Origin of the sequence: Nocardioides xinjiangensis (assembly GCF_017916455.1) — a bacterium.
In the GTDB taxonomy this organism is placed as follows: domain Bacteria; phylum Actinomycetota; class Actinomycetes; order Propionibacteriales; family Nocardioidaceae; genus Nocardioides; species Nocardioides xinjiangensis.
This window is the reverse complement of record NZ_JAFMSY010000004.1, coordinates 18,172-33,526: the sequence shown is the minus strand read 5'-3', so window position 1 is coordinate 33,526 and position 15,355 is coordinate 18,172. Positions and strand designations below refer to the sequence as shown.

General features: G+C 74.6%; 11 protein-coding genes and 1 pseudogene. 6 read left to right on the top strand and 6 right to left on the bottom strand.

The features are described 5' to 3' along the window. Positions 1–4: 4 nt before the first annotated feature. Positions 5–943, bottom strand: a complete 939-nt coding sequence (locus tag J3P38_RS15155) for a pirin family protein (protein ID WP_210504276.1) — start codon at positions 941–943, stop codon at positions 5–7. Between the two features lie 144 nt (positions 944–1,087). Between J3P38_RS15155 and J3P38_RS15150 the strand changes: the two genes are divergently transcribed. Together J3P38_RS15150 and J3P38_RS15145 are read left to right on the top strand one after the other, a co-directional pair. After that, complete coding sequence (locus J3P38_RS15150) at positions 1,088–2,971, top strand: ABC transporter ATP-binding protein (RefSeq protein WP_210504275.1); 1,884 nt, start codon at positions 1,088–1,090, stop codon at positions 2,969–2,971. After that, positions 2,968–4,902, top strand: coding sequence for an ABC transporter ATP-binding protein (locus tag J3P38_RS15145; protein WP_307807942.1), 1,935 nt, complete (start codon positions 2,968–2,970; stop codon positions 4,900–4,902). The genes J3P38_RS15150 and J3P38_RS15145 overlap by 4 nt, the downstream gene beginning before the upstream one ends. A gap of 3 nt (positions 4,903–4,905) precedes the next feature. On the opposite strand, the gene J3P38_RS15140 is transcribed toward J3P38_RS15145, so the two are convergent. Together J3P38_RS15140 and J3P38_RS15135 are read right to left on the bottom strand one after the other, a co-directional pair. After that, a complete protein-coding gene (locus J3P38_RS15140; RefSeq protein ID WP_210504274.1) occupies positions 4,906–6,180 on the bottom strand; it encodes a multidrug effflux MFS transporter in 1,275 nt (424 codons plus the stop codon). Between the two features lie 43 nt (positions 6,181–6,223). Further along, a complete protein-coding gene (locus J3P38_RS15135; RefSeq protein WP_210504273.1) occupies positions 6,224–7,444 on the bottom strand; it encodes a homogentisate 1,2-dioxygenase in 1,221 nt (406 codons plus the stop codon). A 57-nt stretch (positions 7,445–7,501) separates the two neighbouring features. On the opposite strand from J3P38_RS15135, the gene J3P38_RS15130 reads away from it, so the two are divergent. The 3 genes from J3P38_RS15130 to J3P38_RS15120 are packed head-to-tail and all read left to right on the top strand — an operon-like array spanning position 7,502 to position 10,809. After that, positions 7,502–8,347: a hypothetical protein gene (locus tag J3P38_RS15130; RefSeq protein WP_210504272.1), complete on the top strand. Its 846-nt coding sequence runs from the start codon at positions 7,502–7,504 to the stop codon at positions 8,345–8,347. Beyond that, positions 8,344–9,573: a fumarylacetoacetase gene (fahA, locus tag J3P38_RS15125; protein ID WP_210504271.1), complete on the top strand. Its 1,230-nt coding sequence runs from the start codon at positions 8,344–8,346 to the stop codon at positions 9,571–9,573. Before J3P38_RS15130 ends, fahA begins: the two co-directional genes overlap by 4 nt. A 51-nt stretch (positions 9,574–9,624) precedes the next feature. Continuing rightward, positions 9,625–10,809, top strand: coding sequence for a glycosyltransferase (locus J3P38_RS15120; protein WP_210504270.1), 1,185 nt, complete (start codon positions 9,625–9,627; stop codon positions 10,807–10,809). Here the strand turns inward: J3P38_RS15120 and mptB are convergent. Then, a pseudogene (gene mptB / locus J3P38_RS17910) lies at positions 10,794–12,101 on the bottom strand (polyprenol phosphomannose-dependent alpha 1,6 mannosyltransferase MptB); the annotation flags it as partial. The gene J3P38_RS15120 and the pseudogene mptB sit on opposite strands and share 16 nt — an antisense overlap. 249 nt (positions 12,102–12,350) lie before the next feature. Between mptB and J3P38_RS15115 the strand changes: the two are divergent. Next, on the top strand, positions 12,351–13,031 hold the full coding sequence (locus J3P38_RS15115; RefSeq protein WP_210504269.1) for a histidine phosphatase family protein: 681 nt from the start codon (positions 12,351–12,353) through the stop codon (positions 13,029–13,031). Between the two features lie 31 nt (positions 13,032–13,062). On the opposite strand, the gene J3P38_RS15110 is transcribed toward J3P38_RS15115, so the two are convergent. Next, entirely contained in the window at positions 13,063–14,403 is a 1,341-nt protein-coding gene (locus J3P38_RS15110) for an MFS transporter (protein ID WP_307807941.1), read from the bottom strand. After that, positions 14,400–15,353 carry a carbohydrate kinase family protein gene (locus tag J3P38_RS15105; RefSeq protein WP_210504268.1) on the bottom strand — a complete coding sequence of 318 codons (954 nt, stop codon included), beginning with the start codon at positions 15,351–15,353 and terminating at the stop codon, positions 14,400–14,402. Before J3P38_RS15105 ends, J3P38_RS15110 begins: the two co-directional genes overlap by 4 nt. Positions 15,354–15,355: the final 2 nt, after the last annotated feature.

The following is a 15,355-nucleotide window of genomic DNA, read 5'->3' as shown; positions in this document are numbered from 1 at the left end:
CCCGTCAGTGCCGCTCCTTGAGGCGGACGTTGGGCAGCGGCGGCGCGGGGATCGGCTGCAGGTCGAGGTCGACCGTGCCGAACCGGCCGGGGGCGACCTGGCGGCCGTCCGCCACGACCTCACCGCCGGCGGTGACCTGGTGCTGCCACTCGCGGCGGTAGCCGGCGACCTCGTCGTGGCTGCGACCGATGAAGTTCCACCACATGACGATCGCCTCGCCGAACGGGGGCCCGCCGAGCAGCAGCAGGCGCGCCTCCTCGTGCGCGGTGACGGTGAGCGAGCCGCGGCCGGGCGGGACGTAGGCCAGGTCGCTGGGCCGCAGGTCCTGGCCGTCGACGTCGACCGCGCCGACGTCGAGCAGCACCCCGTGCTCGAAGGTCTCGTCGACGTCGACGTCGAGGCTCTTGCCGGTCGCGAGCATGAGCTCGACGCCGAGCAGCGGGGTGTGGGTCACGACCGGCGAGCTGGCGCCGAGGAGCGAGCCGATGAACACCCGCGCCTCCCACCCCGGACCCCGCACCGGCCGGGGGGCGAAGTGCTCGAACCGCGGCTCGACGTGGCGGCTGTCCTCGGGCAGGGCGATCCACAGCTGGGCGCCGTGCAGCGTCGTGGTGCCCGGCGTGGAGACCTCGGTGTGGCTGATGCCCCGGCCGGCGGTCATCAGGTTGAGCTCGCCGGGACGCACGGTCGCCAGGCTGCCGACGGAGTCGCGGTGCTCCAGGGCGCCGTCGAAGAGCCAGCTGGCGGTCTGCAACCCGGTGTGCGGATGCGCCGGCAGGACCATGCCGCCGGTCTCGTCGACGTCGTCGGGTCCGTAGTGGTCGACGAAGCACCAGGCGCCGATCAGCGAGCGGTGCCGCTGCGGGAGCGTCCGTCGTACGCGCATGGCCCGGGGGCCCCCGAGCGGGACCTCGCGGGGAGTCATCACCTCGACGTCGGTCATCGACCGCCACGGTACCCGCAGGGGTGGACGAGCGGGAGGGAGTGGCAGGGAGTGAGAGGACTGCCGACTTTGGTCTACGTGACACACCTCACCGCCCGCGCGGAGCCGGCCCGCTGGGCGGCGACGCCTAGGGTCTCCCACGACATGCAGGACTTCCCACCCCGGATCGCGACGTTCTTCACCGGGAGCGACGACGCCCCCAGCCCGGACCCCGACACCCGGTCGCCCGCGGCGTTCCTCCGCTGGGTCCTCGGACAGCAGAAGGCCCTGGTCGCCCTGTCGTCGCTGTGCTACGCGCTGTGGTTCCTCCCGATGACTCTCGGACCGTGGATCTTCGGCAACGCGGTGGACGAAGGCATCGTCGGCGGCTCGGAGGCGGCCCTGCTCGGATGGGCGTCGCTGCTGCTCGGCGTGGTGGCGGTGGGCGCGGTCTTCGGCATCGTGTCGCACACCCTCGTCGTGCGCAGCTGGCTGGTCGGCCTCTACGGCACGCTCGAGATGGTGACCCGCAAGGTGGCCCAGATGGGGCACGTGCTGCCCCGCCGCTCCCCCACCGGCGAGGTGCTCAGCGTGGCCTCGAGCGACTCCGACGAGTTCGGTGCGCTCACCGAGATCCTCTCCCGCACGCTCGGCCAGCTCGCGTCGTACCTCACCGTGGCCGTCATCGTCCTGACGATGTCGTGGGAGCTCGGCCTGCTCACGCTGGTCGCGGCGCCGGTGCTGGTCGGGGCGGCGCTGCCGCTGCTGCGCCCGCTGCACCGCCGCCAGCAGGTGGAGCGCTCGCGCACGTCGGACCTCACCTCCCTGGCCACCGACATCGTGGCGGGCCTGCGCATCCTGCGCGGCATCGGCGGCGAGCAGACCTTCGGCGCCAACTACGCCCGCCAGTCGCAGTCGGCCAAGCAGGCGGGGGTCGGCGCCGGCATCTGGCAGGCGGCGGTCGAGGCCGTCGGCGTGCTCCTGTCCGGCATCTTCCTGGTCTCCCTCGTCTGGCTCGGCACCAGGCAGGTCCAGGCCGGCGCCCTGACCGTCGGCGAGCTCATCACCTTCCTGGGCTACGGCCTGTTCATGGTGGGGCCGATCCGGACGTTCTTCGAGTTCGCGCAGAAGGGCGTCCGCTCGCTGGTCAGTGCCCGCAAGGCCATCGCCATCTTCGAGCAGCGGCCGCCGTGGCGCGACCCGGCCGACCCCGTCGCGCTGGACGGCGCCGGCGCCCTGCACGACGCGGCCAGTGGCCTCACCGTGCGGCCCGGCCTGCTCACGGTCGTCGTGAGCGCCGTGCCGGAGCAGAGCGCGGCGCTGGCCGACCGCCTGGGCCGCTACCTCCCCGCCGACACCGAGCCCGTCCCCGCGGCCGAGGACGACGGCGTCAGGGGCCGGGCAGCACGGCGCGCCCGTGCCGCCCGTGCGCAGGAGCGCGCCCGCATCGCCGCGCGCGACGAGGAGCGGGCCGGTCGCGAGTGGGGCGTCACCCTCGGTGGGGTCGACCTGTCGCGCGCCCGCCTCGACGACGTACGCCGCCAGGTGCTGGTGAGCGACACCGGCAGCCAGCTGTTCGCCGGCACGCTCCAGGACGCCGTCGACCCCCACGGCCGGCTCACCCGCGAGCAGGCGGAGCACGCGCTGCGGGTCGCCAGCGCCGAGGACGTCTACGACGCGCTGCCGGAGGGCTGGCAGGGCCAGCTCGACGAGCGCGGTCGCGGCCTGTCGGGCGGCCAGCGCCAGCGCGTCGTCCTCGCCCGCGCGGTCGCCGCGGACCCGCCGGTGCTGGTGCTCGTGGAGCCGACGTCGGCGGTCGACGCCCACACGGAGGCACGGATCGCCGAGCGCGTCGCCGACGCGCGCCGGGGCCGCACCACGGTCGTCACGACCGTCTCGCCGCTCTGGCTGCACCACGCCGAGCACGTCGTGCTGCTCCACGAGGGCACCGTCGTCGCCGAGGGCCGCCACGCCGACCTGCTGGTCTCCGACGACGACTACCGACGGGTCGTGGCCCGCGCGCTCGACGACGAGGAGGTCGTCCGGTGACCGGCTCGGGCCCGGACCTCCTGGCCACCTCGGCGCAGACCTGGCGGGACCGCTCGCAGGACGCGCCCGCCGTGCCCGACGTGCTGCGCCCGCCCGAGCACGCGAGCCTGCGCGAGCGCCACCGCGCCCTGTGGCACCGGCACGCACTGCGCCGACAGCGCGCGGAGGAGGTCTACGCGGCCTCGCGCAACCCGGTGCGCGGCTGGCCGGTGTCGGGCAACCGGGCCGTGCTCCACTTCTTCGGCGACCTCGTGCGCCGGCGCCGGCGCTCCTTCGCCCTGCTCGTGCTCCTCAACGCCCTCGCGGCCGGCTCGGCGCTCGTGGTGCCCCGCCTCCTCGGCGCGCTGGTCAACCGGGTCGAGTCGCAGGGCACCGCCGTCGACGGGCTCGACGCCCTCGCGCTGACGGTCGTCGGCGTCGTCGTCCTCCAGGCCCTGTTCACCTTCGGGGCCCAGCGCACCTCCACGCACTTCGGCCAGGACCTCCTCGCCTCGGCCCGCGAATACGTCGTGGGCACGATCCTCCGGCTCCCGGTGGGCCGGGTGGAGGGCGCGAGCACCGGCGACCTCGTCACGCGCGTCACCCGCGACGTCGGCACGATGGCCCGCTCCGTCCAGTGGGGTGTGCCCCGCCTGCTGATCTCGCTGCTGACGGTCGTGCTGTCCGTGGTGGCCATGCTGCTCAACTCGCTGGTGCTCGCCGTGCCGGCACTGCTGGTGTTCGCCCTTTGCACCCCCGCGGTGCGCACGTACCTCAGGCGAGCACCCAAGGCGTACATCACCGAGGGCGCGACGTACTCCCGGATCAACACCACCCTCACCGAGACCGTCGAGGGGGCGCGCACGGTCGAGGCCCTCGGCCTCTCCGCCGCACGGGTGCGGGCCGGTGGCGACGACATCGAGGTGTCCGCGCAGGCCGAGCGCTACGGCATGACGCTGCGCAACGTGCTGTTCGCGGCCCTCAACGGCGCCTTCCAGGTGCCCCAGGTCGTCACCCTGGTCGTGGGCGCCTACGGCTACAGCCGCGGCTGGGTGGACCTCGGCCAGATCACCGCCGCGATGCTCTACGTCGTCGCCCTGAGCGAGCCGCTCGACGCCGTGATCGGCGAGGTCGACCGCCTCCAGGTCGGGGCGGCCTCGACGAGCCGGCTGCTCGGCATCGCCGAGGTCCCGCCCGACCGCGAGCCCGGTGACCGGCTGCCGGACGGCGTCGAGCTGGTGGGCGAGGACCTGCGCTTCGCCTACCGCGAGGGCCACGACGTGCTGCACGGAGTCGACCTGCGCCTGCGCACGGGCGAGCGGCTGGCCGTGGTCGGCCCGAGCGGGTCGGGCAAGTCCACGCTCGGCCGGCTCCTCGCGGGCATCAACCGTCCGCGCACCGGGTCGGCCCGCGTCGGTGGCGTCGACCTCGTCGACCTGCCCCTCGAGGTGCTGCGCACCGAGGTGGCGCTGGTGACCCAGGAGCACCACGTCTTCATCGGCACCGTGCGCGACAACGTCGTTCTGGCGCGGGAGGACTCCTCCGACGACGACGTCCGCGCCGCCCTGCGGGCCGTCGGCGCGCTCGCGTGGGTGGAGCGGCTGCCCGAGGGGCTCGACACCACGATCGGGTCCGGCCGTCACGCGCTGACGCCCGCCCAGGCCCAGCAGGTCGCGCTCGCGCGGCTGATCATCGCCGACCCGCACACCCTCGTGCTCGACGAGGCCACCTCCCTCATCGACCCGCGCACCGCACGGACGCTCGAGGGGTCGATGAACAGCCTGCTCGAGGGTCGCACCGTCGTCGCGATCGCCCACCGCCTGCACACCGCGCACGACGCCGACCGCATCGCGGTGGTGCTCGACGGGCGGATCGTGGAGCTCGGCAGCCACGACGAGCTGCTCGACCTGGACGGGGAGTACGCCGCGCTCTGGCGGGCCTGGACGTCCTGAGCCTCAGGCGGACCGGACCCTCGCGGTCCGCTGGTGCCAGCGCCAGCAGCCCCAGCCGAGGAGCACGCAGGTCGCGGCGGTGAGCGCGAAGCCGAGCACGGACCGGCCGGCGTACGGGGCCAGGACGGCAGCGCTGACGGCGTTGAACACGAGGGTGATGGAGGCCGCCGCCGACACGACCGCACCGCGGCGGGTCGGCACGAGGTCGAGCATCAGCAGCTGGATGTTGGGGTAGGCCAGCCCGTTGCCGAAGGCGATCAGGGCGACCCCGGCGACGGCCCACGGCATGACCTCGCCGAGGGGCGTCAGCGCGACGCCGACCCCGAGCACGGCACCGGCGGCGCTGACGGCGTACCCGGTGGAGACGAGGTGGGAGCTGCTGACCAGCCGTCCGTAGCGCCCGCTCACCACCGACCCGACGACCATCGCGCCGATCATGGGGACGAACAGCTTCCAGAAGTCGAGCTCGCCCTGGCCCAGCACGTCGACCATGAAGATGGACGCGCCGCCGATGTAGAGGAACTGGGCGCCGAACACCAGGGTGCCCGCCCACGCCATCCGGTGGAAGGCCGGCACGGCGACGACGGCGGCCAGGCCGCGGACGATCTCGCCCACCCGGAGCGGGACGCGGCGCTCGGGCGGGTGGCTCTCGGGCAGGAGCGCCACCGAGGCGGCGACCAGCACCAGCGCCAGGCCGGCCATGAACCAGAAGACCGTCTGCCACGGGCCCACCTGCACGAGCAGGCCCCCGACGACGGGGGCGACGGCCGGCGCCACCCCGAAGATGACGGACACCTGGCTCATCATCCGCTGCGCCTCGGGGCCCTCGAACAGGTCGCGGACGACGGTGCGGCTGACGATCGTCGAGCCGCCGGCGGCCAGGCCCTGCACGACCCGCCCCACCAGCAGCCACTCCAGCGTCGGCGCGAAGGCGCACGCCGCGGACGCGACCGCGTAGACCAGCAGCGAGCCGACGATGACCGGTCGGCGACCGACCGCGTCGGACAGCGGCCCGTGGAAGACGCTCATCGCCGCGAAGGCCAGCATGTAGGCCGTCACCACGAGCTGGAGCTCGCCGGACGAGACGTCGAGCTGCACGCCCATCTGCGGGAACGCGGGGAAGGGGGTGTCGATGCTGAAGGGGCCGATCATCGACAGCATCGCGAGCACGACCGGGATCAGCGCCAGCGACCTGCGCGTCCCCAGCGTTCCCAGCCTCCTCGGCGTCCTCGGCGTCGTCCCGCCTCCGGCGGTGGACCGGGCGGGATCGATGGGCACCGGAGCGAATCTAGTCCCCCGCTGCGGCGGCGGCCCCGCGGCGTCAGGTGTTGCTGTAGACCGCGGGCCCGCCGTCGCCGCCGGCCGCGTCGGGACCGCGGCCGGCCCACGTCCAGGCGTAGGCCGGATCCTCCGCGGCCAGGCCGCCCTCCCCGAGCTCGAGCGGGGCGAACGTGTCGACCATGACGGCCGACTCCGCGAAGTACTGCACGCCGAGGCTGGCCTCGATGGCGCTGGGCTGCGGGCCGTGGGCGTGACCGCCGGGGTGGAGGCTGATCGACCCGATGCCGATGCCGGAGCCCTTGCGCGCCTCGTAGTCGCCGCCGACGTAGAACATGACCTCGTCGGAGTCGACGTTCGAGTGGTAGTAGGGCACCGGGATCGCGAGCTCGTGGTAGTCGACCTTGCGCGGCAGGAAGTTGCACACCACGAAGTTCCAGCCCTCGAACACCTGGTGCACCGGCGGCGGCTGGTGGACCTTGCCGGTGATCGGCATGAAGTCCTCGACGTTGAACGTGTAGGGATAGAGGCAGCCGTCCCAGCCGACCACGTCGAACGGGTGGGTGGCGTAGGTCAGGCGGGTGCCGACGATGCCGGCACTGGTGCGGTGCTTGACCAGCACCTCGACGTCGGCGCCCTCCACCTCGAACGTCTCGGTCGGCCCGTGGAGGTCGCGCTCGCAGTAGGGGGCGTGCTCCAGGAACTGCCCGAAGCGCGAGAGGTAGCGCTTGGGCGGGTGGATGTGGCTGTTGGCCTCGATGGCGTAGAGCCGGGACGGCTCGGCCGGCACCCAGCGGTGGTCGGTCGCGCGGGGGACGACGACGTAGTCGCCGGGGCGGTAGGGCACGACACCGAAGACCGTCTCGACGGTGCCGGTGCCGGACTCGACGAAGACGCACTCGTCGCCGATGGCGTTGCGGTAGAGCGGCGAGGGCTCGGTGCCGGTGACGACGTAGGCGATGCGGACGTCGTTGTTGCCGAGGACGAGGCGGCGTCCCTCGACCGGGCAGCCGCCGGTCTCGAGGTCGTGCAGCCGGAGGTGCCGCGGCTTGAGCGGGTGGTTCGGGGTGCGTGACTGGTCGCCCAGCTCCCACACCCGGCTGTCGGTGATCGCGCTGGGCACACCGCGGTGGTAGAGCAGCGAGGAGTCGGACGAGAAGCCCTCCTCACCCATCAGCTCCTCGCGGAAGAGGTGGCCGTTGTCGTCTCGCAGCTGCGTGTGGCGCTGGCGCGGCAGGCGGCCGAGTGCTCGGTAGTGGGCCATCGCAATCCTCCGATTATCGAACGTATGCGTCCGCTATCTGGTGGTTAGAGTAGCGCCGTGGCCCCTGATCCCGCACCTCCCTTCCCCGACGCCTGGCGCGGTCTGGTCGACGACGCCGCGACCTTCCCGCCGGGCGACGCCGACCTCGGCGTCGCGCTCGCGACCTACGCCGACCGCGCCGCGGAGTGGCACTCCGGCCTGGTCGGCTCGTTCGTGGTCACCGACACCCACCTCGCCTCCGTCCCTGCGGACGTCCCCGTCTCCGTGGTGCTCACGAGCGGCGCCGGCGCCGTCGCCGGGGTCGCGGCGCTCGCGGCGCGCAAGGGCCTCCGGGTCGCCGGCATCGAGGCCGCGGTGCGCGACGCCGACGACCCGGTCGGCAACGTGCGGCGCATCGACGCCGCCGCCCGTGCCGCCGAGGTCGACGTACCCCTCTTCGTCGAGGTGCCCGGCCCGGTCACGGCGGCCTGGCTCGCGGCCGTCGACGAGGTCGCCGCCTGCGGCCACCGCCTCAAGCTCAGGCTGGGCAACGTCGACCACGACCTGGTCCCCTCCCCCGCCACCGTCGCGGCCTGGATCGACGCGGCGCTCGACCGCGAGACGCGCTTCAAGGCCACCGCCGGGCTGCACCGGGCCGTCCGCCACGACCCCGAGGGCGGTGGCGCGCACGGGTTCCTCAACGTGCTCGCCGCGACGCAGGTCCTCTGGGACGGCGGGTCCGTCGACGACGCGGCCGCCGTGCTCGAGGTGCGCGACGGCGCGGCCCTCGCCGCCACCGACGTCGCCGCCGCGCGGCGCTGGTTCACCTCCTTCGGGTCGTGCTCGGTCACCGCACCGCTGGAGGACCTGCTCGCCCTCGGCCTCCTTGCGCCCCCCACCCAGCACCCCACGGAGCAACCATGACCCCGCCGCAGCGTCCCGCCACGACGTGGGTCGAGGGAGCGGCGGGCTCGGGCTTCGACGTCGACCACCTGCCCTACGGCGTCGTCGCCCGCGACGGCGAGCGGCCGCGGGTGGCGGTGCGCATCGGCGACCAGGTGCTCGACCTCAGCGTGGTGGCCGCCGCCGAGATGGTGGACACCCACGCCCTCTTCGACCAGCCCTCGCTCAACCCCTTCATGGCCGCCGGCCCCGAGGTGTGGGCCTCGACGCGTGCCTGGATCACCGCACTCCTCACGACGGAGGCCGAGCGGGACCTCGTCGAGCCCGCCCTCGCCCCGGTGGGCTCGGTGACGATGCTGCTGCCGTTCACCGTCGGCGACTACGTGGACTTCTACGCCTCCGAGCACCACGCCGCCAACGTCGGGCGGATGTTCCGGCCCGACCAGGAGCCGCTGCTGCCCAACTGGAAGAACCTCCCCGTGGGCTACCACGGGCGCTCCGGCACGGTCGTGGTCTCCGGGACCGACGTGGTGCGGCCCTGCGGCCAGCGCAAGGCGCCGACGGACGAGCTCCCCACCTACGGCCCGTCGCGGCGACTCGACATCGAGGCCGAGCTGGGCTTCGTCGTCGGCGTGCCGTCGGCGATGGGCGAGCGGGTCACGACGGCCGACTTCGCCCGCCACACGTTCGGGGTCGTCGGCCTCAACGACTGGTCGGCACGCGACCTGCAGGCCTGGGAGTACGTCCCCCTCGGCCCGTTCCTCGGCAAGTCCTTCGCGACCTCCGTCAGCGCGTGGGTGACGCCGCTGGCCGCGCTCGACGCCGCCTGGACGGACCTGCCCGGCCAGGACGACCCGCCGGTGCTCGACTACCTGCGCGTCGAGGAGCCGGCCGGGCTGGACATCGAGGTGGAGGTGGTGCTCGACGGCGAGGTCGTCGCCCGCCCGCCCTACCGCACGATGTACTGGTCGCCCGCCCAGATGCTGGCGCACACCACGGTCAACGGCGCGAGCGTGCGCACGGGCGACCTGTGGGGCTCCGGCACCGTGTCCGGCCCCGAGCGCCACCAGCGAGGCTCGCTGCTCGAGCTGTGCTGGGGCGGCACGGAGCCGTTCACCGCGGCCGGCCGCGAGCGGACCTTCCTCGAGGACGGCGACGAGGTGACCCTGCGCTACACCGCGCCCGGCACGGGCGGGGGCCGGATCTCGCTCGGCGAGGTCACCGGACGCATCCTCCCGGCCCGCTGACGGCCGGGTCGGCGTCGGCGTCCGTTCACCTGCCTGCGCCAGCGTGCGCCCATGCGCATCGCCCAGCTCGCCAACTTCGTCGGCCCCGCGTCGGGAGGGATGCGCACGGCGCTGCGCGCCCTCGGCGCCGGCTACGTGGACGCCGGGTGCCGGCGCCTGCTCGTCGTCCCCGGGCCCGAGGACGCCCGCACCTCCACCGCGGCCGGTGACGTCGTCCAGCTCCGGGCACCGCGCGTCGGCGGCGGCTACCGGCTGATCGTGGAGCCCTGGCGGGTGACGGAGGTGCTGGAGGAGTGGGGCCCGACCTCCGTCGAGCTCAGCGACAAGCTCACCCTGCTGCCGGTCGCGCGGTGGGCCCGGCGCAGCGGCGTCGGCTCGGTCCTCCTCTCGCACGAGCGGCTCGACGACATGCTCGCGCTCCGCACCGGCCTCGACGCGACCTCTAAGGTGTCGGTCGCCCTCCTGAACCGGCTGCTCGTGCGCAGCGTCGACACGGTGGTGGTCACCTCCGAGTACGCCCGCGGGGAGTTCCAGCACGTCGCGGACGCCGCCGGCTGCCCGGTGCTGCGCGTCCCCCTCGGCGTCGACCTCGGCACGTTCCGGCCGCATGCCCGCGAACCGGTCGACGTGCTCCGGCTGGTCCACGCCGGCCGGCTCTCGCGGGAGAAGAGCCCGCACCTGGCCGTCGCCACCGCCGTGGAGCTGCACCGCCGCGGCCTGCCCGTGCGCCTGGACGTCTACGGGGTCGGCCCCCACCGGTCCGAGCTCGTCGACATCGCCGGTGACGCGCCGGTGCGCTTCCGGGGGTACGTCGACTCCCCCGCCCGGCTCAGCCGCGCGCTGGCGCACGCCGACGTCGCGCTGAGCGTGTGCCCGGGCGAGACGTTCGGGCTCTCGGTCCTCGAGGCGCTCGCGTCGGGCACCCCTGTCGTGACCGCCGACCGCGGCGGTGCGCGCGAGCTCGTCGACGAGACCTCCGGGGCCTGGGGCTCCCCGGACCCGCGCGCGCTCGCGGACGCCGTGCTCGCGGTGGCGGCCCGTCCGGTGCCCAGCCGGCGCGCGGCCGCCCGTGCGCGCGCCGAGCGCTACCCGTGGTCGGCGACCGTCGGGTCGATGCTGGAGGTCCACGCCTCGGTGGCGATGCCGGAGAGCCGCTCGCGCGCGCGTCGGGTGACCAGCAGCAGCACCGCCACCACGGCCGCGACGACCAGGGAGCCGATGACGATCGCCAGGTAGGCGCCGTGCAGGGAGGAGTCCATCGGCGCCACGAGACCCGACACCAGCGACACCGCCACCAGCGCCACCATCGCTCCCCGCCCGAGCCGCTGGACGGCGACGAACGGGACCGCCCAGAGGAAGTACCAGAGGTGGACCACCGGGCTGAGCGCCACGACGGCGACCATCACCACCGCGAGGGCGCGCACCGCCTGGCGCCGGTCGCGGGTGGCGTACGTCGCCAGCACCCGGGCCACGACGCCCAGCGCGGCGACCTGCGCGAGCAGCCGGACCAGTCCGAGGAACGTGTCGTCCGGCGTGTCGGCGCCCAGCATCTGGGCGACCAGGTCGAGCCAGCCGCCCACCAGCGTCGGCAGCGACAGGGGCGTGTCGACGGTGGCCGGCACGGCCAGGGCACCGAACCACCCGACGCCGAGCCCCCACACCAGGCCGGGGAGGACCAGCGCAGCGACGGCGACCGCTCCGACGCGCGCGGTGTGGCGCAGCCGGACGACCGCCGAGGCGGCTGCGGGAGCGGTGAGCAGCACGACTGCGACGCACGCCAGGCCGCCCGGCAGCTTCACCCCTGCGGCGAGCCCGCCCAGGACCGCACCTGCCACCCACCCGTGCTCGTGTGCGACGACGACCGCGGCGGCCATCAGGCCGACCATGAGCAGGTCGTTGTGCAGCCCGGCCACGCCGTTGGACACCATCAGCGGCGAGGTCAGCACCAGGCCGGACGCCAGGGCCGGGTTGGCGCCGCACCAGCGGGCCAGCCGCGGCACCGCCCACGCCAGCAGGACCAGGCCGACGAGCGCGATCATCCGGTGGGCGACCACGAGGAGCCACGGGTCCGCGGTCAGGCCCGCGGCCAGGTCGCCGCCGATGAGGGGCACCGGGCCGTAGGGCGTCGGCGTGGCCATCCAGCGCGGGTCGACCCCCTCGACGATCGGCCCCGGGACCGATCGCGGCCCCACCAGGCTCCAGGGTCCGTGGTCGTAGGGCGAGATCCCGCGGTGCACCATCGTCCCCTGGGCGGCGTACGACCACCCGTCGCGGGAGAAGAGCGGCGGGGCGAGCAGGAGCGGCAGCGCCCACGCGACGGTCGCGGTGCGCACACGTGCGACCAGGGCCGGCTGCGCGCCCTCGTCGGCCCGGGACGCGACCCGGCACAGCTGCAGCCAGGCCGAGGCGAGCATGCCGAGGCCGGCGAGCACGACGACGAGGCCGGCCATGCGGCCCACGGCCGAGCCGCGCAGCAGCTGCAGGGGCTCGACGTCCGCGACGGCGGCGCTGGGCGGGATGGTCGCCACCACCAGGCCCCCGAGCAGGACGAGCACGCTCCCGACGACTCCCCGTGACACCACGTCGCGGACGGTAGGGGCGCCTCCCGACCGGCGCCCGACGTCCGGGTGAACGGGCGGCCAACCCCCGTCCGCCCTTCGCGGGGGGCCCTAGGCTTTCCCTCGTGATGCAGCTCGGACGGTACGCCGCACCCCGGCGCGCCGCTGCCACCGTCGGCGCCGAGCCCACTCCCTCGTCCCCGAGCTGAGGACCCTGCCTTGCGACTCCTGCTGATGCGCCACGGCCAGACGCACGCCAACGTGGCGGGCGAGCTCGACACCGCCCACCCGGGCCTCGACCTGACCGACCTCGGACGCGCCCAGGCGGCCGCGGCGGCCCGCGCGATCGCCGCGGAGCCGCTCGACGCGATCTACGTGTCCAGCCGGGTGCGCACCCACCAGACCGCCGCACCCGTCGCCGAGGACCGCGGCATCGAGCCGACGCAGCTCGACGGGCTCGAGGAGGTCTCCGCGGGCGACTACGAGATGCGCGGCGACCACGACGCGGTCTCCGGCTACATCGGCACGGTCGCCACGTGGCTCGAGGGCGACCTCGCCCACCGGATGCCCGGCGGTGAGACCGGCGAGGAGTTCCTCGCGCGCTACGACGCGGCCGTGCGGACCATCGTCGAGGCCGGTCACGACGCGGCGCTGGTGGTCAGCCACGGCGCCGCCCTGCGGACGTGGGTCTCGACGCGGATGGCACCGCACCCGGACGCCCCGCCCGCGACGCAGCCGCTGCACAACACCGCGCTCATCGTCCTGGAGGGCGACACGGACGCCGGGTGGCGGATGGTGTCCTGGCAGGGCCACCCCGTGGGGGGCGAGCTGCTCGAGGACCCGACCGCGGAGGACCCGACGGGCGACCTGGACGCCGACGGCGACGGCGAGGTCGGCTGAGTCCGGAGGCGTCCGGGCCGGGGGACGGACGCTAGACGCCCTCGGTGCCGATCCCGGGGTGCACGAACGGCCGTCCCGCCTTCATCTGCTCCACCGAGCCGGGGTGCAGCCGGGCCAGGTGGGCCAGGCCGCGGCGCCGGTAGCGCAGCACCTGGACCACGCCGAGCGCCCAGAAGGCGTACTGGACGGCCATGGCGAGCCTGAAGTCGCCGAGCGTGTAGGACTCCATCCCGCCCGACGCGGACAGGTCGAGCACCACGCCGATCAGCGCCATGGTGAGCAGCGAGGCCGTGAAGCCGCCGACGTTGACCAGCCCGTTGGCGCGGCCGGTCTCGTGCGGTGGCGTGAAGGACCGGGCGAGGTCGAAGCCGACCATGGAGGCCGGGCCGCCGCTCGCGGTGGCGAAGGCCATCACCACCACCAGCCAGGCAGGCGCCACGCCCGGCCACAGCAGCACGGCGGTCCACGGCACGACCATCGCGACGACGACGCCGACGACGATCCACGAGCGGTAGTAGGGCAGCCGGGCGACGAGCCGGGCGGTCACCAGGCCGCTCACGACGGCCCACGCGGTCATGGCCATGAGCAGCGTGCTCGCGGCGCCGCTGGACCAGCCGAGCCCCTGGACGAGGAACGGGTAGCCCCACAGCAGCGCGAACACCGTGCTCGAGAACTGCGAGGTGAAGTGCGACCACATGCCCAGCCGGGTGCCGGGGTTGCCCCACACCGTGCGCACCGACTGCGCAAGGGCGCGCAGCTTGATCGCCACCACGTCGCCGCGGCGGTAGGGCGAGTCCTTGACCAGGGCGAGCACCGCGACCAGCAGCACGACGCCGGCGCTCGAGGTGAGGGCGAAGGCGCGGGTCCAGCCGAGCTCGTGCAGCAGGTACGACAGCGGACCGGCCGCGGCGATCGCGCCGAGCTGCCCGGTCAGCCCGGTGAGCTGGGTGACCATCGGGGCCTGGCGGACGAGGAACCACACCGTCACCAGCCGGATGACGCTGACGAACACCATCGCGTCGCCGGCTCCGACCACCGCTCGCGCCGCGACGGCCCCGGCGAAGGACGAGGAGACGGCGAAGGCGAACTGCCCCGCGGTCATCAGGACCAGGCCGATGATCAGCATCGTCCGCGAGCCGTAGCGGTCGAGCAGCACGCCGACCGGCACCTGCATGCCGGCGTACACGACCAGCTGCAGCACCGTGAACGACGCCAGGCTGGTCGCGCTGATGTCGAAGCGCTCGGAGGCGATGATGCCTGCGACGCCGAGCGAGCTGCGGTGGAAGACCGCCAGCACGTAGACCGCGAGCGAGACCAGCCAGATGACCCAGGCCCGTCGCCTGCCGATGTCGTGGATCTGCTCGGCGCTCACTCCTCGCCCGATCCCGGACCGCCCAGCGCGGCGGTGAGCTCGGCGCGCCAGGGCGGGTCGGCGCCCGGTCGCGAGACGTTGACGGCCGCACCGATCGACGCGGTGGTGACGGCTCCGAGCACGTCGCGGTCGCTCAACGCGCGCAGGGCGTCGGCCGCACCGGGCCCGGCGACGCCCAGGGCGAGCAGGGCGTCGAGGAGGACGCCGCTGAAGGTGTCGCCGGCGCCCACCGTGTCGGCCACGGTCACCGGCACGCCCGGCACCTCCAGGACGCTGCCGCCGGGACGCACCGCGACGGCCCCGGCGCCCCCGCGGGTCACCACGACGAGGCCGGGGCCACGGGTGGCCCAGCGAGCGGCCGTCGTGAGGGGCTCGTCGTCCGGGTGGAGCCAGCCGAGGTCCTCGTCGCTCACCTTCACCACGTCGGCCAGTGCCACGAGCTCCTCGACGCGCGCGGCGGGGCCGGCGCGGTCGGGGGTGATCGCCGGGCGGGAGTTGGGGTCCAGCGACACCAGCGCGCGGCCGCGACAGCGGCGTACGGCGTCGAGCACGGCGCGGGCGCCCGGCTCGAGCACGGTCGCGATGGAGCCCACGTGCAGCACGTCGCACGCCTCGTCCGGGACGTCCTCGAGGCTCCAGTCGAGGTCGAAGTCGTAGGAGGCGGCTCCGCTTGCGTCGAGGGTGACCGCGGCCGAGGACGTCCGTCCACTGCCGGTGGGCCGCGCCAGCACCTCGACCCCGCTCGCGCCCAGCCAGGCGCGCACCGCGGCGCCGCGGTCGTCGTCGCCGAGCAGCGTCACGAGCCGCACGTCGCGCCCCAGCCGGCCGAGCGCGATGGCCACGTTGGCCGGGCTGCCACCAGCGAGGTCCCGCGGCGTCCCGTCGCGGTCGGGCACGACGTCGACCAGCGCCTCGCCGACGACGAGGACCCGGGGCTGCTCGTCGGTCATGC

Bases quoted from the DNA above. Each gene is read 5' to 3' on its own strand.
- J3P38_RS15155 (WP_210504276.1), bottom strand. From the start codon at position 943: ATGACCGACGTCGAGGTGATGACTCCCCGCGAGGTCCCGCTCGGGGGC.
- J3P38_RS15150 (WP_210504275.1), top strand. From the start codon at position 1,088: ATGCAGGACTTCCCACCCCGGATCGCGACGTTCTTCACCGGGAGCGAC.
- J3P38_RS15135 (WP_210504273.1), bottom strand. From the start codon at position 7,444: ATGGCCCACTACCGAGCACTCGGCCGCCTGCCGCGCCAGCGCCACACG.
- fahA (WP_210504271.1), top strand. From the start codon at position 8,344: ATGACCCCGCCGCAGCGTCCCGCCACGACGTGGGTCGAGGGAGCGGCG.
- J3P38_RS15120 (WP_210504270.1), top strand. From the start codon at position 9,625: ATGCGCATCGCCCAGCTCGCCAACTTCGTCGGCCCCGCGTCGGGAGGG.
- J3P38_RS15105 (WP_210504268.1), bottom strand. From the start codon at position 15,353: ATGACCGACGAGCAGCCCCGGGTCCTCGTCGTCGGCGAGGCGCTGGTC.